The following is a 21,441-nucleotide window of genomic DNA, read 5'->3' as shown; positions in this document are numbered from 1 at the left end:
ATAAGAATGTCTTTATCTATTATAATTTGATTACTCTTTTACTCATTTGACAAGAAGATGTAACCGTTATCAAGGGGGCGATCACTGTCCGTATCTTAATTGCTCCAGACTCTTTTAAAGGCTCTCTCAATGCTTCTGAGATTGCACAAAGTATGGCAAGTGGTGTAAAAAAGGCTGCCCCAGATAGTATCATCGACATGCTCCCGATTGCAGATGGTGGGGAAGGTACGATGGATTGTATGATAGAAGCGGTGGGTGGACATATTGTGACGGTCTCTATCCACGATCCGTTAGGGAACGCTCGTGATGCACGATATGGATTACTTGTAGATGGTACAGTGGTCATTGAAGCAGCAGAGGCGAACGGTCTTGAATTGATTGAAAGAGATGAACGCAATCCACTTCTAATGAACACTGTGGGAGTTGGAGAACTCATTGTACACGCATTGGATGCAGGGCATACATCATTTATCATTGGAATAGGTGGCAGTGGGACAAATGATGCTGGTATTGGCATGCTATATGCACTCGGTGTTCGTCTACTAGATGTGAACGGGAATGAACTCGAACCGTTGCCTCTATCGCTTAGTCAGTTGTTCACACTTGATTGTTCACAACTTCATCCAAACCTTCGCTTAACTACGATGCACATCGCAACAGATGTGAGTAATCCTTTGTGTGGAGAACAGGGTGCAACAGCCATATTTGGACCACAAAAAGGTGTGCGCAGTGAATGGATAGATTCACTCGATCAAGGATTTAGACAATTGAGTGTAGTGATCGATAGGCAATTTGGTATTTCAACTGCTGACATGCCAGGCGCGGGTGCGGCTGGGGGGATGGGAGCAGCATTTGTAGGCGTGCTTGGTGCAAAACTAGGACGTGGAATTGATATCATTCTTGAGATGACTGATTTTAATCGTCGAGCGAAAGCGGCTGATCTCATTTTTACTGGTGAAGGTAAGACAGATACTCAGACGCTGCAAGGAAAGGCAGTATATGGAGTCGTTGTTCGAGCAAAAACACTGGGCACTCCCGTAATTTGTGTATCTGGTTCCTATGGGTCTGATGTAGAAGATCTTTATGATATGGGCTTAGACGCCATGCTATCGATCGTTCCTGGTCCTGTTAGCTTAGAGCAGTCTCTCCTTCACGCAAAAGCATATATTGTCCAAACATGCTTTCAAGCTATGCGTATTTTTCTTGCTGGACAGCGTCAATAGAGAAAGGGAGAATCATGTGTTTACATTAGCAGCTGCAGATCGTTCTATGATCGATACGGTCATTGATTTTGCACAACGTATGGTCAAGGATCGCTTAGTAACAGGCACATCAGGGAATATTAGCTGTTTACTACAAAGCGGTAGCCATATTGCGATTACTCCAACTGGAGTTCCTTATCATGAACTGACTGTAGACAAAATGTCTGTTGTACATCTATCTGGGGACCATTGTAGGGGTTTATTTCCTTCATCCGAAACTCCTATGCATCTAGGTATCTATCAGGGGCGTAAAGATGTACAGGCAGTCGTTCATACTCATTCGATGTATGCAACCACTTTTGCAGTGCTTGGCGAACCAATTCCCGCATTACATTATATGATTGCAGCTTTAGGTGGAAATGAGATTCCTGTCACATCACATTATGCGCAATATGGAACACTTGAACTCGCACAATCAGCCGTGTCAGCGATGGGAGATGTTTTTAGCGGAGTACTACTGCGCAATCATGGTGCGATTACTGTTGGGACATCCGTTGCAAAAGCGTACCAACATGCGATTTTAGTAGAAGAAATGGCTGAGTTGTATTACCGAACACGCTGCATAGGCGATCCAAAGTTGCTAACCAATCAGCAGATGCATGATGTTTTTGATGGTTTTAAAACATATGGTAAACAAAACGAGAAGGTAGGATCTTTGTTGTTAGTTACATTACAGTGAAATGAGGGATACGATGAATATACGACATGTACTCCAATTACCCAATCTATTAGAAGTGAAATCGATTATTTGTGTGCAGCCCCATCCGGACGACAATGAAGTGGGGGCTGCTGGCACATTGCGCATACTCAAGGATCATCATTGTGATATCACGTTTGTTACTGTGACTGATGGGCGCCATGGTACTTCAGCTGTTTTCCAAAATCCAGAAGAGCTTGTTTCTATCCGTCGAAAGGAGCGAATTAGGGCAGGTGAATTGCTAGGTGTCACTCGTCATATCGAATGTAATTTTGCCGATGGTGGCAATTATACAGAACAAGATCTTATTGCACCGCTTGTTCATATTTTTCGCGAAATAAAACCAGACATGGTCATGACGATAGACCCTTGGATGCCTTATGAAGCGCACCCTGATCATGTGAAGGTGGGACATGCAACAGCTACTGCAGCGATGTTTGCTGGTAATTTGACCATGTTTCAAGAAGTAGGACACCCTCATTCGATACCTCAAATTGCCTTTTATGGTACTAGTTATCCTAATACAATGATTGATATTACTCCGTATTTCGAGACGAAAATGCAAGCTATCTACACGCATGAATCACAATTTGCCAATGAAGATTGGCCGTTGATTAGTCAGTTTTTTAGGATGCAAGCAGCAGAACAATACAATAAGGGAATTCAGAGTATGGAAACTCTGCCACACGCGCAGACGGTACAGGATGGATTAGTCGATCGTTATGGGGAAGTTTTTAAAGTTCTCGCGTTGAGAGAATTGCATTTTTTCCCTAATGCAATAAACAGCTGATCATTCAAAAAAATAAGGGTTGTAAATATTCTGCTAGTTAGTTATGATTAAAAGCAAGCAAGCGTTTGTTTTTAATCCGTTTGAGTTATACAAAAGATTCGAAAGAAATCATGGAGTAAAGGATATTTTACCTGAATGAAAAGCTCAAAAGATGAAATTTTTCGTGCAGCACGTTTTCTGTTTAGTACAAAAGGTTATCATGGCACAACCATCCGCGACATTGCTAAAGCGAGAGGCATCCTATCGGGAAGCCTATACGCGCATATTGAGTCAAAAGAAGATCTCCTCTATGCGATTGTAGAAGAGGGAGCTACGGCATTTTTAGATGCACTCATCCCTATTTCACAAAGTGACATGTCCGCACTCAATAAATTACAAGCTGCATTAGTCGCACACATCGAAGTTATTACCACTCACATGGATGGTGCGAGAGTTTTTTTGCATGAATGGACAGCTTTAGATGATGAACATCGTCAAAAAGTCCTTTTGCAAAGAGATGAATATGAAAAACTGTGGGCTCAATTATTACAGGAGGGAATAGACACTGGGGTGTTAAAGCCTGTCAATGTCAAATACTTAAGACTATTAGTACTCTCCGCTGGGAACTGGGTATCAGAGTGGTATCGTTCTGATGGTCCCATGTCTCCTGAAATGATTGCATCCGAGTTTTTAACCATCTTATTGTATGGAGTAGCGGAGTAAATGCAGATGATCTCATTCTTATGACACAGTTGAATCTGTAACGGAGGGATGACAGTTGGAACAAAGTGAACAGCATGCTTTATTTATGGCGCGAATTGAACGCGGCGAAAAAATTGAATCGACAGACTGGATGCCTGATGATTATAGGAAACTACTGATTAAGCAAATCCACATGCATGGAATTAGCGAGATTATGGGGGCGTATCCAGAGAAAGAATGGGTTCCAAAGGCACCTAACTTACGACGTAAATTGGCTTTAATGGCTAAAGTTCAAGACGAAATCGGGCATGGACAACTTCTTTTAAGTGTCGCAGAAGACTTAGCACAACCACTTGGAAAAGTTCGTGATGATTTCATTGAAGACGTTTTCAATCAACGAGTTAAATTTCACAATGTATTTCACATGGAGGCACCTACGTGGGCAGATGCAGGAATTATTGGTTTCTTTGTTGATGGCGGTGCCATTATTACGCAAGCGTCCTTATTAGATAGCTCTTATGCACCTTATGCACGTGTGTTACAACGCATCTGCGCGGAAGAAAGTTTCCATATGCAACATGGGGAGTCTATCGTGCTTGCACTCGCACAGGGGACTCCTGTACAACGTGCCATGCTACAGTCGGCGATTGATCGCTGGTGGCCTTCGATGATGTTCTTTTTTGGTCCTCCAGATATGTCTACAGCATCTCGTACAATGCTATCCTATAAGATTCGAACCAAAACAAACGAAGAACTGCGACAAAAGTTTTTGACGCGCTACGTTCCACGCATTAAGGCGCTTGGAATGACTATACCTGATCCATTGCTTCATTTTGATGAAGTAGAACAGCTATGGACGTACTCTGATCCGGAGTGGGAATGGTTTTCTGCTATGGTGATGCATAACTCTGGTCCTAAATCACAGGAGCGAATTGAATTGCGACGTCAAGCTCATGAAGGTCAAAAATGGGTGCGAGACGCGATGCTTCGCGCCAATGAGTTCATGCATGTGATCTAGGAAGATCACTAGAAAGAGGCGGAATATTGTGGGAAAAGATGAAGAGGCGCTCCACTACGATGTATTTGAAGTCTTTGTTCAAAAGGATCCATTGTCATACCATCAACATGTAGGAAGTGTCGTAGCACCTTCTGATAGTTTAGCCGTCCAAGTAGCAAGAGAGAGCTTCTTGCGTCGGGAAAAGGCAGTGAATCTTTGGGTTGTACGACAAAATAATATCTATCAATCTCCGACTGATTCATCTTTCTTTTCCAATCGCGAACTAGGAAAAGACTATAGAGAAGTTGCAGGATATGCAGATAATGCCCATCAATGGAAGGCGCTAAAGCAACGGGTGATGACAATTGATGACCTTGTACGCGATTGAAGGAAAAGAGTGTGTTTGGGAGGTTATGTAATGAATACTGCACTAGTTGCTTTTTTATATCAACTAGCTGACGACGAATGGATAGCCGGGCATAGGCAATCTGAGTGGCTAGGTTTAGCTCCAGATCTAGAGGAAGATATTGCATTTAGTTCGATTGCACAAGATGAGGTAGGGCATGCCAATTATTTTTATGGTTTATTGGCAAATGAATTACAAACGACAGCTGATCATGAAGCATTTGAACGACCAGCAGCAGAAAGACGTAACGCGTATATGTTAGAACTTCCAAATGGCGATTGGGCTTATACGATTGTACGAAGCTACTTTTACAATATGTTTGAACAAGTAAGGTTACAGACCTTGCTTGAGTCTAAGATTGTTGCATTGCGTCAAGGAGCAGATAAGATGCTTCGCGAAGAACGCTATCACACGCTTCACATGCAAACGTGGTTTGAGAGACTTCTAATTGTAGGAGGAGTAGCAAAAGCCAAAACCGTACGAGCAATTTGTGAACTGTGGCCATATCTTGATGATTTATTTTCATTAGGTGAGGATGAGAGTGATATCATCGCACAAGGTATTTTTACAAAAACGCCAGCTGAAACCTACGCCATATGGGAGGGAATTGTACGCCCTTTATTTATACGAGTTGGCTATGAATGGCCGGGTAACCCTTTACAAGGGCAGAGTCTTGGACGATCGGGTCATCATTCTAAACACCTAGACAATATACTATCAACGATGGTGGAAGTCTCAGGTACTGATGTACATGCAACTTGGTAAAGTAAAAAGAAAGAAGGAAACCAAGATGCTAAATCGAGTTGATGATCAAAATCACAATGATGAAGGATGTAAGTGGACTGAAACATTAGATGAGCAAATTGTACGATGCTTACAGGAGATAAAAGATCCTGAAATGCCAACGATTAGTTTAATTGAATTAGGAATGGTGCATCAAGTTCACCAAGAAAATGGCCATGTAGAGATCGACCTGATTCCCACTTTTATGGGATGCCCTGCTCTCGACTTCATTCGTAGAGATGTAGAGACAAAACTAGCAAAAATAGACGGCGTACGAACGGTGACTGTTCGATTTATCATGGATATTCCGTGGACGACAGATCGAATGTCTGAGCAAGGACTTTTACAATTACACCAATTTGGCATTGCTGCACCCCCTGCCGAATTTTCTAGTGCAACAGTTCCACATTGCGTTTATTGTGGTTCAGAGCAAACACATGTCGTCAGTTTATTTGGTCCCACTGCTTGCCGTGCAATTTATTACTGCACTCATTGTAAACAGCCTTTTGAAGGGATGAAATTTGTTTAGTGGGGGGAGTAGTCACGTTACAACCAACGATAGAATCGATGTCGCGGTCAGAACTTGAAGCGTTGCAACTGACAAGATTGCAAGAGACGCTACACAGAGTGTATGAGCGAGTACCTTTTTATCACGAATCATTTGCTTTAGCAGGAGTACATCCACGAGATATCAGACAATTATCGGATATTCGGAGGTTGCCATTTACGATAAAAGGAGATCTTCGTTCGCATTATCCTTTTGGATTACTTGCGGTTGCAAAAAATGAAGTGGCTCGCTATCACGGATCTTCTGGCACAAAGGGAAAACCTACTGTTGTTGCTTATACAAAAAATGATTTGGATATGTGGAGTACGATTGTAGCACGTGCCATTGTCACTGCAGGTGGCAGAGCGGGGGATATCTTTCATAATGCTTATGGCTATGGCCTCTTCACAGGGGGGCTTGGTCTACACGCTGGGGCGGAAAGGCTAGGTATGTCTGTCATCCCAATATCAGGTGGAAATACACCACGTCAAGTGACTATTATTGAAGATTTTCAACCGCGCGGAATTGCAGGCACCCCTTCGTATATTTTAACTATGGCTGAAATGATGGAGGCGCAAGGTAAAGATCCTAGGCATACGAGCCTCGAGTATGGGATTTTTGGTGCAGAACCTTGGACAGAAGGGATGCGTCGTACACTAGAGGAAAAGTTAGGTATCCGTGCATTCGATATTTACGGACTATCTGAAGTCATCGGTCCAGGTGTAGCGATGGAATGTTCGATGCAAGATGGATTACACATAGCAGAAGATCATTTTTATGTGGAAGTGATCGATTCAAAAACAGGGGAGCCACTAGAACCAGGGGAAATAGGTGAACTGGTATTTACTTCATTAACAAAGGAAGCGCTTCCAATTATCCGCTATCGAACGGGTGACCTTGCATCACTCCAGCCTGAGCCTTGTAGATGTGGGCGAACGCATCAAAGAATGTCTAGAATCAAGGGACGAGTGGACGATATGATCATTGTACGTGGGGTGAATGTATTTCCTACAGAAATCGAATCTATCGTTCTTGAACATCATCAGTTAACGCCAAACTATCAAGTGGTGATCGAACGAACAGGATCTTTGGATCGTCTAACCGTTCGAGTAGAAGTATCTGAGCAATCTATTGATTTGCATGGTCCAGTGGATTCAGAAGCACAACAGTATCAGTTCATATCGAGCACACTAGCGGAAGCCTTGCGTGATCGGTTATTGATCTCTACTCACGTAGAGCTATTGTCGCCAAAGACACTTCCCCGCAGCGAAGGAAAAGCTGTGCGTATGATCGATCAGCGCCAACTGTAATGATGTACATAAAAATAACAAGGAGAGAAAAATAATGTTACTTAAAGATACATATCAACTGATCATTAACGGCAAACATGTGGACAGCGAAAATGGAGAATTTTTTGAAACGGAGAATCCTGCCACAGGCGAAGTGATAGCTAAAGTGGCTAAAGCTACGAGACAAGATGTTGATCGTGCTGTGGATGCGGCAAGACAGGCATTGACGCAAGGAAAATGGGCAAGATTTTCTGCGGCTAAGCGTTCACAAGTGCTCAATAAAATTGCGGCTATTTTAAGAGAACGATTTGACGAACTTTGCGAATTAGAAGTTCAAAATAGTGGTAAATCACTTGCCAATGCCAAGGGACAAGTATTACAAGCGATAGAGGATTTTGAATTGTATGCGGCCGCTGCACTCGTTCATGAGGGGAAAACAAAATCAGTACCGAATGGTTTTTTGAATTATACTGTGAAAGAACCTGTGGGTGTTTGTGCGCAGATTATTCCATGGAACTATCCGTTCATGATGGCCGCTTGGAAACTAGCTCCTGCACTTGCTGCAGGATGTACGATTATCTTAAAACCAGCTAGCTTAACACCTATTACCGCGATTGTGTTAACAGAAATATGTCAAGAAGCTGGTGTGCCAGACGGAGTTATTAATGTTATCACTGGTAGTGGAGCGGATGTTGGAGCTTATTTAGTTGAGCACCCTGGTGTAGACAAGGTTGCATTTACCGGAGAGACATCCACAGGTAAAGATATCATGGCGCGAGCGTCGCAAACCATTAAACGTGTAACGTTAGAGTTAGGTGGGAAATCACCGAATATCGTTTTTGCAGATGCTGACTTTGATGCAGCGATTGATGGTGCATTGTTTGGGATTTACTACAATACCGGTCAATCATGTGAAGCAAGGTCGCGGTTATTTGTTCATGAATCCATCTATGATGCGTTTGTTGATGCATTTGTAGAGAAGGCAAAAAAACTGCGTATGGGGAACCCGTTAGAATCAGAAACACATGTGGGCGCAATCATCTCGGATCAGCAAGTACGTGTGATTGACGGATACGTGCAATCTGCTAAAGCACAGGGTGCTCGTGTCGTTTATGGTGGTATGCGTCCAGAAGGAGCTACCTTTGAACGCGGACATTGGTACATGCCAACGGTGATAGCGGATGTTAACAATCATATGAAAGTGGCACAAGAAGAGATATTTGGGCCTGTCATTGTCATCATTCCATTTGCTAATGACAATGAAGTGATCGCCATGGCCAATGATACAATCTATGGATTGGCCGCTTCTTTGTGGACACAGAATTTTGGTCGTGCGCACCGAGTAGCTGCACAGTTGAAAGCTGGGATAATTATGATTAATAATCCGTTTTCTGCTTTTCCTGGTCTTCCATTCGGTGGATATAAGCAGTCTGGATTTGGCCGCGAACTAGCGATTGAATCGCTTGATCTTTATACTGAAACGAAAAGCATTTTAGCGTATATTGGTGAAAAACCACTCAATCCTTTTGGAATTAAGTAAGAGTGAAGTTGGAGTTGATCTCTCTATGTTCACACCAGTAAAATTTTCTGCGATTCCCGTCAAAAGAATGTGGGGCGGGCACGTGTTAAAATCACAGTTTCACACATCAATCGATGAACCGATCGGAGAGTATTGGGTCTTGTCTGGCCATCCTAGTGCTACCAGTATGATTACCGAAGGGGCATTTGCTGGACTATCGTTACAAGAGTTAATAGAAGCGTATCCACAAGCGTATCTCGGGGCGTCGCCACAGCCCCGATTTCCTTTGTTAATTAAGTATCTAGAGGCTTCTTTGCATCTGTCTGTTCAGGTTCACCCTGACGATGCATATGCACAACTTCATGAAGGCGATTTTGGAAAAACGGAAGCTTGGTATGTGTTAGATGCAGGACCGGAAAAGAAAATATGCTACGGTCATCATTTTAGTTGTCGTGAAGACTATACAAATGCGGTGAAAAACGCGGATGTTTTATCACATCTTTCCTATCGAACTATTGAAAATGGCGATGTCGTCTATGTACCTTCTGGTACTTTACACGCTTTACTGGCACATACTACTGTCATTGAAATTCAACAAACATCTGATGTAACATACCGTGTTTACGATTGGGAGCGTGTGGATGAAGCGGGGAAAGAGCGTATGCTCCATGTAGATGCTGCAGCAGAGGTGTTACATTATACTGAAACCACGTCTAATTCAATACCTGTCAAAGCAAGTAATCAAACTCACTCGCGTATGAGAACTCGATTAAACTGTCCATATTTTACAATTGATGAGATTGTGTGTGATCCTCTTTCGAACGAAGACGATCTCTTTACCGCGTCCTCTAAGCAATGTATTACTTTGAAACGAGGAAACATACAAAATCCTGACATCCTCATCTGTGTACATGGTCATACTGAATTGACTTATAGCGCTGATAATGGAGAACTAGCTACGCTTTCTCTCTCTCCAGGTGAACTTATACTTATTCCTGCTACACTAGATGAATACGAACTATCCTGTACTTTACGGACTGTATTATTGCGCGTGTATTACTAAATAACTGTTGCCATTAGGTTACAGAATCAGTTGGGAGGTTTTGCTATGGATCTAGGACTTCAAGATAAGCGGGCTGTTGTAACAGCCGCTTCACAAGGACTAGGGAAAGCTATTGCAACGGAACTTTTGCGAGAAGGGTGTGAAGTCGTTATTGCTAGCCGCAATATAGACAAGCTCACTTCTACGCGCCATGAGTTAATCGCGACACTAGGGATCAGTGATTCCCGTCTTCATGTGATAGCAGCAGATGTAACAAAAGAGAGCGACATAACGAATCTCATAACACAAAGTGTAGAAATTATGGGTGGCATTGATCGATTGGTTACCAATGCAGGTGGGCCACCGGCTGGTACATTTGATCAAATCAATGACGAACAGTGGGCAGCTGCTGTCAATCAAAATCTCATGAGTGTCGTGCGACTGATTCGTGAAACTTTGCCACATATGCGCGCGCAGGGTGGGGGTAAAATATTGAACGTCTCTTCTGTTTCTGTTAAAGAACCGATTCCCAACCTGATTCTATCCAATACGGTTCGAACGGCAACTATGGCTATGTTAAAAACGCTCGCAACTGAGGTTGCAAAAGATCAAATTTATATTTTCAATGTAGCTCCAGGTCGTATTCATACCGATCGGGTACAATCACTTGATGAACAGCGCTCGCTTCGTGAGCAAAAAACATTGGATGAAGTGCGTTTGCTAGAACAATCTCGAATTCCTATGGAACGGTATGGGCAACCGGATGAATTTGGCAAAGTCGCGGCTTTTTTGTTGTCCTCCGCCAATTCTTATATGACGGGTCAAACGATCTTTGTTGATGGCGGTGCCATTCGATCCATTTGAAAATAAATAAGGGAGTGTGCTTGTGATCAGTCGCTGTGCATACGTAACTTCAGATCCACTTTATATAAAGTACCACGATACGGAGTGGGGAGTGCCAGTCTATGACGATCGAACCTTCTTTGAATTTCTTATTTTAGAGGGCGCTCAGGCTGGATTAAGTTTTTATACGATCTTAAAAAAAAGGGATCATTTTCGTTCTGCATTTGATTCTTTTAATCCTCAAAAAGTAGCCATATACGACGAGGATCGCTTGGCTATTCTTATGCAGGATAAAGGAATTATTAGAAATCGCCTCAAACTTCAATCGGCTATTAATAACGCTAAAGCGTATCTTGCAATTCAAGCTACGTATGGATCTTTTTCTTCATTTATATGGGGTTTTGTCGATGGGCAACCTGTCATCAATGAATGGAAAACTAAAGAAGAGGTTCCCGTGAATACACCTCTTTCTGATCGTATGAGTAAAGAGTTGAAGCTGAAAGGTTTTACATTTGTAGGGAGTACAATTTGCTACAGTTTCATGCAGGCAACGGGAATGATCATGGATCATACCACGGATTGTTTTCGGTATGCTGAACTCTCTGCACAACACCATAAACTTGCACATGATGGGAGGTAGAGATACTATCGCTCTGACGTTCATTCCGGCTGCCATTACATTTGAACATGTCGTAAAATCTTTTTCTATAAAAGGAGAATTGACACCTACTCTCAATGGGATTTCTGGTAGTGTACCCAAAGGGAATATTGTTTCTCTGATCGGGCCATCCGGAAGTGGAAAGAGTACCTTATTAGCACTTTGCAATTTATTGCTTACAGCCGATTCGGGTGATGTTCTTATCGAGGGAAAAAACGTACTTGAGTGGAACATTACAGAGCTTCGACGTAATGTTGGACTTGTCTTTCAATCACCTACGATGTTTCCAGGAACCGTGCTACATAATCTTTCATTAGCACAAACCCTACAAGGGTCAACTCTTGAAAATCCAGAGAGTTATTTAACAAAAGTCGGATTGCCAACTAACCTGCTTCATCGTGATGCTAGTGATCTGTCTGGCGGACAAAAACAGCGTGTTGCACTGGCACGCGTGCTTGCTACAAAACCAAGCATATTATTATTAGATGAAATTACTTCTGCATTGGATCCGTCTGCTGCACGCGATGTAGAGGAGTGGGTCTTACAAATTCACAAAGATCATCAAACGACGATATTATGGGTAACACATAATCTTGAACAAGCGGAGCGAGTAAGTCAGTGGACTTGGTTCATGGCTGGTGGACAACTTGTTGAAGCTACAGAAACCAAGCAGTTTTTTAGCACACCACAAACAAAAGAAGGGATGCTCTTCCTTTCAGGTCAATGACATGAATAGGATTGTGATCACACTTCCACTGAAAGGAGGTCTCTTACAATGAGTTTGCTTACATTATCTTTTACGCTAGCGTTTGTTGCTATCGCAGTCGTTTTATCTACTTGGTTAAAGATTGGCGTCCAGCGAGATATCATTGTCGCTGCGATTCGATCGAGTATACAATTGCTTGCAGTTGGATATGTTTTGAAAATTGTTTTTGGCCTTAATAACCCTGTATTTATTGTGCTCATGATCATTGTCATGATTGTTGTAGCGACTCAAAATGCAGCAAAACGGGGAAAAGGTATCATGGGGGTTAGCTGGCGAATTCTTATAGCAATTACGATTGCAGAGGCTATCGCGCAAAGCCTTCTTATGGGTCTTCATATCATACCAGCAAAGGCACAATATATAATTCCGATCAGCGGTATGATCATAGGTAATGCCATGATTGTTAGCGGACTTTTGTTAAATCGTCTTCAATCCGAAGCTAGCTCTCATCGTCAAGAGATTGTTACACTCCTTGCATTGGGTGGAACGCCGAAACAGTCCATGATGCCCTATGTCAAACAGGCGATACGGGCTAGTCTTATTCCCACCATTGACAGTACGAAGACCACTGGGTTAGTACAATTACCAGGAATGATGACTGGTCAAATTATTGCGGGAACGGATCCGATCATTGCAGTTCGCTTTCAACTTGTTGTGCTATTTACCTTTATGGCATCTGCAATGATCGCAAGTATTACACTTGGATTCCTTACATTTCCCACGTTATTTAATCGACATCAGCAACTTTCATTGCCTGCGTCTAGTAAATAAAATAGCTGCGTTTTTTTAGATTATCCAAAAAAGAGCTCACGAAGGCTCTTTTTTGGATATGTATCTAGATTATTGTGGGTTTGTCATCCATAGTCCTGCTGTTTTAACGTATACTCGTTGTGGTAATGACAAAAAGGCAATAACAAGTTCAGCCAAATCTTCTGGCTGCATCATCCAGTCTTCGTCGCTTGTTTTTAGACCGGCTTTTGCAGCAAGTTCTGTATTTACTGTACTTGGAGCGAGAGCAGTCACGCGAATATTGTGCTTACGCACTTCGTACATTAGTGATTCGGTCATTCCCATGATTCCAAACTTAGATGCAGAGTATGCTGTTGTTGTTGCTGCTCCGCGTTCGCCTGAAGTTGAGCTTATGTTGATAATATTGCCGTGTTGTTTAGCGATCATCATCGGCAATACAGCGTGTGTTACATAGTAAGTTCCAAGTAAATTGACTCGAATAATATGCTCCCACTCTGCGGGATCCATATCTACAAGCAAACCAAATGTGCCAATGCCTGCATTATTGATCAGCGTATCAATACTTCCTAATTGTTCGCAAATCGACTCAACTGCTTTTTCCACATCTGGGAGCTCTGAAATATCGGCAGTCGCATACGCAGTTTTGACTTGATACTTCTCATGGAGATCTTTTGCTAATGAACTCACATCAGATTGTGAACGTGCAATGAGTCCCACATGTACTCCTTGTTGTGCAAGTGCCGTGGCAATGGCTCTGCCAATGCCTTTACCAGCACCGGTAACCAATGCATTCATCCCTTGTAATTTCATCTTTGCATTCCTCCGCTGCGTACTTGCCTATCAGAGACAAGTTTTTAAAAGTATCCTTCATCTGGTTATTCTAGCTTATCACATTTTCTGTGGTCTATAAAATGTAACCATCCAGATCTATCGTATATTCTGATATACTGTTCGTTTTTGTTCTAGCGTACGATACAATAGATACATGCTAGTGATTCGGAGGGGATGTAATGACGTCTGCTCACTTTGATCCAACATGGTTTAGTGACTTGGATACAGCGCCATCTACTAGTACTGGTATATCTTATGAAACGTTATCAGCCAACTTTACATGGAATCTACCTGAATATTACAACATAGGTGTCGATGTATGTGATCGACATGCAACTACGCCTGATGCCGTAGCTCTGATTGAAGTCGATGATAGGGGATCTGAGGTTGTTTGGACATATGATCAATTGAAAAAGGCTTCTAATCAATGTGCCCATGCGCTTGCTGACCTAGGTTGTGAACGCGAAGATCGCATCGCAGTTTTACTTTCACAGAGTAGCGAGTTACCTATTGCACATATTGGAATTTATAAACTTGGAGCGATTGCTGTTCCACTTTTTGTGTTATTTGGTCCAGATGCTTTATTGCACCGTCTATCTGATAGTGCGGCTAAAGTTATCATTACTGACGCAGAACATGCTACTGTCATACTGAGCATGCAGTCGAAAATAAAGACGCTGAAGCATATTGTGGTGACTAATCAACGAATTGTAGGTACACTCTATTTTCCAGATCTTTTAGAAAGAGCACATAAGCATTTTGAACCTATACGTACAAAGCCGACCGATCCGGCAGTCATCATCTATACATCTGGAACCACGGGTCCTGCAAAAGGTGCGCTACATGGACATCAGATTTTATTGGGACATATACCCGGAGTCAGCATGCCACACGACTTTGCCCCAAAAGCTGGAGATCGATTTTGGACACCTGCTGACTGGGCTTGGATTGGTGGACTTTTTGATGTACTCTTTCCAGCATTGCGCTGGGGGATTCCGGTTATAGCTCATCGGATGGCAAAGTTTGATTCAGAGAAAGCGTTTGCATTCATGGAAAAAATGCACATTCGCAATGTTTTTTTGCCCCCGACAGCTTTAAAAATGATGCGGCAAATTACTCATCCGCGCGAGCGTTGGAACTTGGAGTTGCGCTCTATCGCAAGCGGTGGTGAACCACTTGGACAGGAAACACTCACGTATGCTAAAGAAGAACTAGGTCTTACAATCCATGAGTTTTACGGTCAAACGGAATGCAATGTGGTACTTGGAAACTGCAGTACATTATTTCCGGTAAAAGCAAATTCTATGGGTCGTCCAATACCAGGACATCAAGTGGATATCATTGATGAAGATGGTAATCCTCAAAGATCGGGAGTCGTAGGAGAGATTGCAATACATACTCCAGATCCAGTGATGTTTTTACGATATTTCAATCAGCCAGAGGCTACGCAGCAAAAACATAAAGGAAATTGGCTTTGCACAGGGGATTTAGGATATAAAGACGATGATGGATATTTTTATTTTGTGAGCCGCAAAGACGATGTCATCTCTTCCGGAGGCTACCGCATTGGACCCTCAGAAATAGAAGAGACCTTGAGTCAACACCCTGCTGTGCTGATGGCCGCAGCTGTAGGAAGTCAAGATCCAGTGAGAGGCGAAGTGGTGAAAGTCTTCATCAAGCTTCGCGATCATGTATCACCATCAGAGCAACTAGTTCTTGAAATACAGGATTTTGTAAAAATGCGATTAGGAGCTCATGAATATCCGAGAAAAGTGGAATTTATCAGTGATTTTCCTATGACACCATCTGGAAAAATACAGCGACATATCTTAAAAGAACGAGAGTTAACCACTACATCCGACGTGGAGCACGAACAATAATAGATGGAAATACCAGATGCTGAATGGCTCGATTATAAGAAGAAGTATTCCTGATCGCCTACAATCGACCAGGAATACTTATGCCATTTCATATTTTGCGAACTGCTTCGCCAAGCCACGCTCCAACGATACCAAGTAACAAGGCAGTGAGGAGGGTGACAAATAAGATATATGATCCTTTGTCTGATCCGATACCGATGACATCGCCAACTACATTAGCTGCCCCTAAAATAGGCGTATGCATTGCGGCTTGCACAGCCAATGCCCCGCCCCAGGCAAGGATAGCCGCAAGACCTGACAAGAGAAGAGGGCGGTTGCGTTCATATAATAGTCCTATGAGTACTCCAACGATGCCTGTAATATACCATGCTCCAAAATGATTACCTAGCCAATCAAGAAAGATAGCCACAACTAAAATACCCGTCCAAACAGACCAACTTGTTTTTCTACTCATCAAAAGCCCTCCAAGTGATATCTCAGTGATGCTACTTATGGATTAATATTCCACACGACTGTTGATGCTTCATGCGATATATGTTGCTGACTCCATATAGGGTAATATTGGCCGTTCCACCATGCAGAAATTTGATCCTCATACCATGGTGAGAGTGGATTTTCACTTTGACCGCCAGGATATACTCCGTAACCTTTGCCATTGGCCCAATTCATCACAAAGCGCCAGCTAGGACCAGCAGTTGAAATGGCGCCTCCATCAGCAGCATCGACTGTCCATTCATCACCGCCACTCGGACGCGGTCCATAGCCGAGTTGTGGGATTTGCGATAAGGCAGGAAAATGGCGTGCGTGAATGCGTCCCCACGTCCAAGTAGACACCCTCGGTCCTAGTTCTTTGGAGAGTTTTTGCACCGTTTGGGAAAATGCTAAGCGCATCACTTGGGGTGCGCTCCGATGAGCTCCAACTGGTGGTGTAAATGCACGATTGTTCGGATCATTTTGCGTCCATGCTTCTAAGTCTTCATCAAGTGACGTTTGTGAAGGGCCTATGGCTAAATTGGGATCAACATTTACTGGGACATGATCTGCCTTCCACCAAGGGCCGAACGTGTCTTGTAAATAGCTAGTCCAAAATGTCCACCACAAGGTTGCACCTACTGAGTTTACATTCATTTCATCGTTCCAGTGGGAGAGGGTAGAGTCGGCTACAGCTTCATTTCCAGTGAGCGAAGTGGTTTGCAAAGCTTGTAGTAGTTTAGGTACCATACGTCCGGCCAAATCATCGCGCACGTTGTTTTGAAGATTTTCCATGTCTTTCACTGTTAGATGGTGACCTTTGCTTAATACGCGATAGATTTCATCAGCCCGGTAGCCATTTGAAAAGAAATCAGCGGATGTTCCAATATAGTAGGGGTAGTTTGGTCCTACTTCGCGTTGATTGGCGGAGAAGACAAACCCGCTTTTGGGATCATACACTTGTGGAATGGAGGCATAAGGAATACTACCCACAATATCATCTTGACCGGTACCGGGCATCGGTAACCAGGGCTTTGAAGCGTTTACGATTGGGTAATAACCTGCTGAGATCATTCCTATGTTTCCATATCTATCTGCATAAACAAAATTTTGTGTAGGTGAGTGCCAGAGACTGAGGGCGGATTTAAATTGGGCATAGTTAGTCGACTTTACTACGCCGAGAAGACTTTGCATATCAGGTGATGGAATATTCCCCATCCAATCCATGGCAAGCGTGGCTCCATGGTCTGTCAAAATAGGTCCTTGAACGGTTAATTCCACAGGCCAATGGACTGATGCTTTACCCTTGACGGGAATCGTATAGTTAATGGTTTCCATGTTAATCCATTTACCGCGGAAGTAGTATTGTCCAGGATGCTTTGCGCTTGTGCGTTCCTCGTAGAAGTATGTGGATTGATTTTGGACATCCGTTAGACTCCAACTGATATCTTGATTGTGACCAATGAGAATGATAGGTATGCCTGGGATGGACACACCGCTAAAATGATAACTGGGTGACGAAGCAGTGATTTGATACCAGATGGAAGGGATCGTTTGGTTCAAGTGTGGATCGCCTGCCATCAGTGGTTTGCCACTTGCAGTTCGACTTCCGCTTACAGCCCAGTTATTGCTATCAGAAAATTGATGCAAAAGTTGAGGCGGTACTTGCTCAATCTCATGACCTAAAGCTGTTGCTGCTAAGTACTCGGACTTTGTGACAAAAGGCGACTGAACGATCTTCGTCAACGGTGCTTTGGGGTAGGGTCCAAGATCATACGGGTGTTGTTTATCTATGGGTAAGACAGGGAAAAAGTCCATGGTTCGTTGGTAACCAAGGCTGTGCACTAGCAGTGCATACGCAATTGGTGTAGTCGATAGGTCTAAGGTTTGCGTCATATCGCCTTGGATGACAAGACTATCAATAGGAGTCCAAAGTGTGGGTTTATAGTTTAACAGTTTAAACATATACGGAAGATTGCCTGTGCGCTCATCTTGTGTAATGCGAGCATTGACTCCTTGTGAAAAAGCAGATAATGCATGATAGGCTGGACTATTGACTGGAGTGTCTAACCATTCTGTAGCGGCTGTTCGCGAGATGCCAAGTGAATCTTCGAATTCATCTGACGGGAGAGCTTCTTTGCCGACTATTTGAGACAATAAGCCTTCTCCCTGACGACGCATCAAATCCATTTGAAAAAGGCGAAACTTAGCTTGTAAATAACCGATCGTGAAAAATAAGTCGTGATTTGATTGCGCTTTAATGTAAGCGCCACCATTAGAGGCAAATGAAACAATTACAGGGTGTTGTAACCCGGGGATGTGCATGTTGCGAGTTGTGGGTAGTTGTGCGTCCCGAGCCATGGTCCACACACCAGTCCCCGGGTTTAAGAGGTTGCCAAGTGGTGGTAATGGTCCAACGCCAACACCTGATATAAAGGTTACACCGGCAGTTGCGATTACTGCAAAAGTGAGGTTGAATAGTTTTTTAGATGGCAGCATCCTAGTTGCTCCTTGCATGTTTATACGTTTTTTGTACGTGCGAGTCTATTAGAGGTTGTTCAAAAAGGGGTCAGAACTCCCCGGCGCATGGCAGCGTCAGCGCCAAGAACGCTCCCTCACGTACCCAAAACGTACGCTCAGTCCACATTCTTGGCTTGCTTCCTTGCACTGCGCGGGTCTTACCTGCCCCCTTTTTGAACAGGCTCTATTATTGACTATGCTAAACAATAGAGGCTTACCTGGTGGGTGTCAAGAAGGAAGTATGAACGATCATTTTATTCATAGTATTGAAACATTTGTGCTATGTTTATATGCAGCAGGTTCATTATTTGGTACGATACTTGCATCGAATACTCCATCGGCTTACAGAATATTGGCCGTTTTTGGTGGTCAAGGATTCATGGTGATTGCATCAATATTGATACCCATCCATATGGGGGTTTCATTTCTCTACATATCTTGTGCCATTATTGGTTTAGGTGAAGGAATCGTTTTAGTGTGCTATTTGACATTTCGCGCGAGTCGCATCTCAGAGGACATGATAGGTCGAGTGTATACAGTTACAGCTACAGCAACTCAAGGCATGGGTGCGGTGGTTTTTTTTGTAATCGGGGTATTGCTGAGTATCTGGGGGTGAAATCACTTGGTTTGTGTTGTCGGCATTATCGGTGCTTTGCATGATTCCTCCTCTGGTCGTGTTAAAAAGAGGGTTATCTCAGCTATGACTTAAACATTGTTAAAAAGCACCTTCTATTTGTGTTTTTATTCCATGAGATCATCGCGTATCTGTTGATCCACCAATGATTAAAATGCATACCGCATCGCGTTATAACAAATATTTTCTTTAGTGGATGGCTGCTTTTATTTCTGCAAAGCGGAAGTGATTCAAGTGAGTTAGTGAATGTACTCACTGCCATTTCATCTTGTTATAAAAAGCTATCTAGAATATTCCTCTTTCTATATAACTACCCCCAGAGGATTCATTGGCAATATGAGGAGGCGTAAATCATTGACTACTATCATTGCAGAAACGCAGTACGGAAGAGTTCAAGGGGTACAAGAGGGTGCGGTCAATGTTTGGCGTGGAATTCCGTTTGCACGTCCCCCACTTGAGGAACGACGATTTGGACCGCCTGAACCGCCTCTAGCGTGGAAAGGCGTACGCAATACTACACGATTTGGCCAAGGCTGTGTCCAGGTGGAGGCGCGTGACATTCTGGATTTTGCTGCAGTACCTCCCGATCAGCAAAGCGAGGATTGTTTGAGTCTCAATGTTTGGTCGCCAAAATCCCATATTTCTCCTTGTTCAGTCATGGTGTGGATTCATGGCGGCAGTTTTGTGATGGGGAGTGGAGGACTGCCTGTCTATGACGGCGCTTCATTTGCAAAGCAGGGTGGACTGGTGGTAGTGACCATCAACTATCGCCTTGGTCCCTTTGGATTCCTCTATCTCGGAGAAAAGTTTGGCAATGATCGCGAGAAATATACTGGAAATACTGGGCTATTGGATCAGGTGGCTGCTTTGCAATGGGTGCATGATAACATCGCAGCATTTGGAGGAGATCCCAATCGTGTGACTGTTGCCGGTGAATCGGCTGGTGCTATGAGTATTAGTGCGTTACTTACGATGCCGACTGCACGAGGTCTGTTCCACCAAGTAATTGTGCAAAGTGGTGTCGGCATACTTCCCCCGCTAGATCGGGTGGCGAGAACTGCGGTGACGGAAGTATTTATCAAACGGCTCGGTTTGACGCGAGAGTCCATGTCGCGTTTGTATACTATACCGCCGAAATCTCTATTAGAGGCTAGTCGCGGACTACCTTGGTTACCTATGATAGATGACGTTCATCTCACCACGCCTTTTTGGCAGGCCATAGCAGCAGGTGAGGCGGCGGGTATTCCTGTTTTGGTAGGATTTAATCGCGATGAGTATCGATACTTTATGGATCCTTCCTGGCAACAACTCGATGATGCCGCAATGATTAAGAATTTTGAAGCTAGCTTGGTAGGGCCTATCGATCCACGTATTCGCGATCGATATATCAATAGTCATAAGGGTGAGCTGTTGTATCAAGCGCTTGCGGATATTGGAACAACAGCGTTGTTTGGCTACCCCAGTCAGCAATTTGCGGCTCTGCAGAGCATTCATGCCCCGGTGTGGACCTATCGATTTGATTGGGAGAGTCGAGCACACAATGGTGTTTTACGCGCGTGTCACGCGATGGAACTACCGTTTGTGTTTAACACGTTAGACGCACCGGGTGTCAGAAATTTTACAGGCACATCCAATGATCAGTCACAGTTGGTATCTCAAATGCATTCAACATGGATAGCATTTGTCCGAGATGGGGTTCCTCGTACGCCAGAGGTAACTAATTGGCCTCAATGTAACAAAGACCATCGTTATACGATGATTTTTAACGTGCAGTGTCGAGTGACAGAAGAACTAGATGATGAGGTCTTACGCTTGTGGGAAGAAATGTTTAACTGAATACTGTTTTGGGGGCATTGTACACCTGATTATAAAGTTCATGAAGCCTTCATAGTAACGTGATAATTCGCAATGTATTTACTTTAAGGTAAGGCTTTGACATGGGTAAAACGACTGTGTTATATTACTACCTGTCGCCACGAACGGCGGCGCGAAGAAGGCAAGCAAGTGGATCCTTGAAAACTAAATGCAACAAGAGACAAACACGCGAGCAAAGAAGTAGTAGACATGAATTAAGA

At 43.4% G+C, this 21,441-nt stretch carries 21 protein-coding genes; 18 read left to right on the top strand and 3 right to left on the bottom strand.

Features of this window, described 5'->3' with window-relative positions; genetic code table 11:
- The first annotated feature begins 68 nt into the window (after positions 1 to 68).
- From MM817_RS11635 to MM817_RS11565, 15 genes are all read left to right on the top strand, one after another.
- Positions 69 to 1,223, top strand: a complete 1,155-nt coding sequence (locus MM817_RS11635; protein WP_336605173.1) for a glycerate kinase — start codon at positions 69 to 71, stop codon at positions 1,221 to 1,223.
- Between the two features lie 16 nt (positions 1,224 to 1,239).
- Positions 1,240 to 1,941: a class II aldolase/adducin family protein gene (locus MM817_RS11630; protein WP_241715238.1), complete on the top strand. Its 702-nt coding sequence runs from the start codon at positions 1,240 to 1,242 to the stop codon at positions 1,939 to 1,941.
- Positions 1,942 to 1,954: 13 nt separating this feature from the next.
- A complete protein-coding gene (locus tag MM817_RS11625; RefSeq protein ID WP_241715236.1) occupies positions 1,955 to 2,749 on the top strand; it encodes a PIG-L deacetylase family protein in 795 nt (264 codons plus the stop codon).
- Positions 2,750 to 2,884: 135 nt separating this feature from the next.
- A complete protein-coding gene (locus MM817_RS11620; protein ID WP_241715235.1) occupies positions 2,885 to 3,451 on the top strand; it encodes a TetR/AcrR family transcriptional regulator in 567 nt (188 codons plus the stop codon).
- Between the two features lie 85 nt (positions 3,452 to 3,536).
- A complete protein-coding gene (paaA, locus tag MM817_RS11615) occupies positions 3,537 to 4,448 on the top strand; it encodes a 1,2-phenylacetyl-CoA epoxidase subunit PaaA (RefSeq protein ID WP_241715461.1) in 912 nt (303 codons plus the stop codon).
- Between the two features lie 28 nt (positions 4,449 to 4,476).
- Positions 4,477 to 4,815 (top strand): phenylacetic acid degradation protein, encoded by a 339-nt coding sequence (locus tag MM817_RS11610; RefSeq protein ID WP_241715233.1) that lies wholly within the window; start codon positions 4,477 to 4,479, stop codon positions 4,813 to 4,815.
- A gap of 30 nt (positions 4,816 to 4,845) precedes the next feature.
- Positions 4,846 to 5,598: a 1,2-phenylacetyl-CoA epoxidase subunit PaaC gene (paaC, locus tag MM817_RS11605; protein WP_241715231.1), complete on the top strand. Its 753-nt coding sequence runs from the start codon at positions 4,846 to 4,848 to the stop codon at positions 5,596 to 5,598.
- A 25-nt stretch (positions 5,599 to 5,623) separates the two neighbouring features.
- A complete protein-coding gene (paaD, locus tag MM817_RS11600; RefSeq protein WP_241715229.1) occupies positions 5,624 to 6,145 on the top strand; it encodes a 1,2-phenylacetyl-CoA epoxidase subunit PaaD in 522 nt (173 codons plus the stop codon).
- Positions 6,146 to 6,183: 38 nt separating this feature from the next.
- Positions 6,184 to 7,473 (top strand): phenylacetate--CoA ligase family protein, encoded by a 1,290-nt coding sequence (locus MM817_RS11595; RefSeq protein ID WP_241715459.1) that lies wholly within the window; start codon positions 6,184 to 6,186, stop codon positions 7,471 to 7,473.
- Positions 7,474 to 7,507: 34 nt separating this feature from the next.
- A complete protein-coding gene (locus MM817_RS11590; protein ID WP_241715227.1) occupies positions 7,508 to 8,992 on the top strand; it encodes an aldehyde dehydrogenase family protein in 1,485 nt (494 codons plus the stop codon).
- 25 nt (positions 8,993 to 9,017) lie between these two features.
- A complete protein-coding gene (locus tag MM817_RS11585) occupies positions 9,018 to 10,034 on the top strand; it encodes a type I phosphomannose isomerase catalytic subunit (protein ID WP_241715225.1) in 1,017 nt (338 codons plus the stop codon).
- Between the two features lie 45 nt (positions 10,035 to 10,079).
- Complete coding sequence (locus tag MM817_RS11580) at positions 10,080 to 10,877, top strand: SDR family oxidoreductase (RefSeq protein ID WP_241715224.1); 798 nt, start codon at positions 10,080 to 10,082, stop codon at positions 10,875 to 10,877.
- A 22-nt stretch (positions 10,878 to 10,899) separates the two neighbouring features.
- A complete protein-coding gene (locus MM817_RS11575) occupies positions 10,900 to 11,496 on the top strand; it encodes a DNA-3-methyladenine glycosylase I (protein ID WP_241715222.1) in 597 nt (198 codons plus the stop codon).
- Positions 11,483 to 12,241 carry an ABC transporter ATP-binding protein gene (locus MM817_RS11570; protein WP_241715220.1) on the top strand — a complete coding sequence of 253 codons (759 nt, stop codon included), beginning with the start codon at positions 11,483 to 11,485 and terminating at the stop codon, positions 12,239 to 12,241. Before MM817_RS11575 ends, MM817_RS11570 begins: the two co-directional genes overlap by 14 nt.
- 48 nt (positions 12,242 to 12,289) lie before the next feature.
- Positions 12,290 to 13,051: an ABC transporter permease gene (locus MM817_RS11565; RefSeq protein ID WP_241715218.1), complete on the top strand. Its 762-nt coding sequence runs from the start codon at positions 12,290 to 12,292 to the stop codon at positions 13,049 to 13,051.
- Positions 13,052 to 13,120: 69 nt separating this feature from the next.
- On the opposite strand, the gene MM817_RS11560 is transcribed toward MM817_RS11565, so the two are convergent.
- Positions 13,121 to 13,840 (bottom strand): 3-ketoacyl-ACP reductase, encoded by a 720-nt coding sequence (locus MM817_RS11560; protein ID WP_241715217.1) that lies wholly within the window; start codon positions 13,838 to 13,840, stop codon positions 13,121 to 13,123.
- A 200-nt stretch (positions 13,841 to 14,040) separates the two neighbouring features.
- On the opposite strand from MM817_RS11560, the gene MM817_RS11555 reads away from it, so the two are divergent.
- Complete coding sequence (locus MM817_RS11555; protein ID WP_241715214.1) at positions 14,041 to 15,741, top strand: acyl-CoA synthetase; 1,701 nt, start codon at positions 14,041 to 14,043, stop codon at positions 15,739 to 15,741.
- Between the two features lie 88 nt (positions 15,742 to 15,829).
- On the opposite strand, the gene MM817_RS11550 is transcribed toward MM817_RS11555, so the two are convergent.
- Together MM817_RS11550 and MM817_RS11545 are read right to left on the bottom strand one after the other, a co-directional pair.
- A complete protein-coding gene (locus MM817_RS11550; RefSeq protein WP_241715212.1) occupies positions 15,830 to 16,195 on the bottom strand; it encodes a hypothetical protein in 366 nt (121 codons plus the stop codon).
- A 35-nt stretch (positions 16,196 to 16,230) separates the two neighbouring features.
- Positions 16,231 to 18,711 (bottom strand): penicillin acylase family protein, encoded by a 2,481-nt coding sequence (locus tag MM817_RS11545; RefSeq protein WP_241715210.1) that lies wholly within the window; start codon positions 18,709 to 18,711, stop codon positions 16,231 to 16,233.
- Between the two features lie 211 nt (positions 18,712 to 18,922).
- Between MM817_RS11545 and MM817_RS11540 the strand changes: the two genes are divergently transcribed.
- Both MM817_RS11540 and MM817_RS11535 read left to right on the top strand, forming a co-directional pair.
- On the top strand, positions 18,923 to 19,348 hold the full coding sequence (locus MM817_RS11540; protein WP_241715208.1) for an MFS transporter: 426 nt from the start codon (positions 18,923 to 18,925) through the stop codon (positions 19,346 to 19,348).
- Positions 19,349 to 19,720: 372 nt separating this feature from the next.
- Positions 19,721 to 21,202 carry a carboxylesterase/lipase family protein gene (locus MM817_RS11535; RefSeq protein WP_241715199.1) on the top strand — a complete coding sequence of 494 codons (1,482 nt, stop codon included), beginning with the start codon at positions 19,721 to 19,723 and terminating at the stop codon, positions 21,200 to 21,202.
- Positions 21,203 to 21,441 lie beyond the last annotated feature (239 nt).

The organism is Sulfoacidibacillus ferrooxidans, from assembly GCF_022606465.1.
Lineage (GTDB): Bacteria > Bacillota > Bacilli > Alicyclobacillales > SLC66 > Sulfoacidibacillus > Sulfoacidibacillus ferrooxidans.
Note: the sequence above shows the minus strand (reverse complement) of the source record. Positions and strands in the feature narration are given on the sequence as shown.